Genomic DNA, 548 nt, shown 5'->3' on the forward strand with positions numbered 1-548 from the left:
GAATTGCCTAAAGAGGGGCGTTTTATCAGTTCTGAATTCCCAATCTTGCGGGAAAACTTGACCAAAATTGATCAAGCACTTGTGGAAGTTGAGAAAAAGGTAGACGAAAAGGCACCTTTACACCACACGCATACGATCAACGAAATCACAGATCTAGAAAGCACTCTCAATGGTAAAATGGCAGCGGATAAAACCTTCACTTTTGCTGATTTAAGCGATATCGAGGGCGCCAAAGATGCGGCTAACAATTATGTTCTCTATAAATCAAGCAATAATAACTTCACTTTTGGCAGTGCTGTTTCCCTGTTAGGTGCGCACCAACATAAAACGGAAGATATTGTGGGGCTTGATGATTTTAGAGCTAAGATTAATCAAGATATGACCAGCTATGGGCGCCTCACAAGCCCAAATGAATGGCAGAATTATAATAAATTTACCAGCAAAGTCACCATGAGTGGTGGCTTAGAACTTTTGGGTAATTCGTCGTTTAGCCTTATTCATAATGGTGAAACGGTGACAAGTTTAAGCACAAATGGAAGTACCTTGAA

1 protein-coding gene is annotated in these 548 nt (G+C 40.5%); it reads left to right on the forward strand.

Going from position 1 to position 548, the window contains the following annotated elements; genetic code table 11:
• Positions 1 to 548: Bgr_08870 family protein (locus ACFIL8_RS12560; protein ID WP_375690108.1), on the forward strand; the 548-nt coding region annotated here is incomplete at both ends.

The sequence above is a fragment of the Bartonella sp. AP57NXGY genome, from assembly GCF_042195805.1.
Lineage (GTDB): Bacteria > Pseudomonadota > Alphaproteobacteria > Rhizobiales > Rhizobiaceae > Bartonella.